Consider the following 620-nt stretch of genomic DNA (forward strand, 5'->3'; position numbering starts at 1 on the left):
CCACTTAACTGTATAATATAATAACTTTATACCGAATTTTAAATCAGCAATCAGGTTTTGTGGACCGCGAAAATGGAAATAATAAAGGATAGAGCGAGAAAGTTGAAAATTCCTGAGAAACGGCTTATAGTAAGATTAAAGTCAAATATAGTCAAAGTCAGTAAAGGAGGGGGTTGAGTGGGACATAATATTTCTGACATCATTGAACAATATTTAAAACGAGTGTTAGATCAAAATGGCAAGGAAATTTTAGAGATTAAACGAAGTGAAATTGCAGATAAATTTCAATGCGTTCCTTCCCAAATAAATTATGTCATCAACACCAGATTTACAAGCGAAAGAGGATATATTGTTGAGAGCAAACGCGGGGGCGGCGGGTACATCAGAATCATTAAAATGAAAATGAACAATGAAGTTGTCCTGATCAATAATATTATTTCTCAAATTAATACCCATTTGTCTCAAGCAGCCTCTGATGACATTATTTTAAGGCTATTAGAAGACAAGGTAATTTCAGAAAGAGAAGCAAAAATGATGGTCAGCGTAATGGACCGCTCAGTTTTACACATTGACTTACCTGAACGTGATGAATTAAGAGCGAGAATGATGAAGGCAATGCT

At 34.8% G+C, this 620-nt stretch carries 1 protein-coding gene; it reads left to right on the forward strand.

Annotated elements, in window-relative coordinates; all coding sequences use genetic code 11:
- Positions 1–177: 177 nt before the first annotated feature.
- Positions 178–620 (forward strand): transcriptional regulator CtsR (gene ctsR, locus ACWHAR_RS28945; protein WP_452088683.1); only part of this gene is annotated, 443 nt, incomplete at its 3' end.

This window comes from Bacillus sp. LR--39, assembly GCF_053613335.1.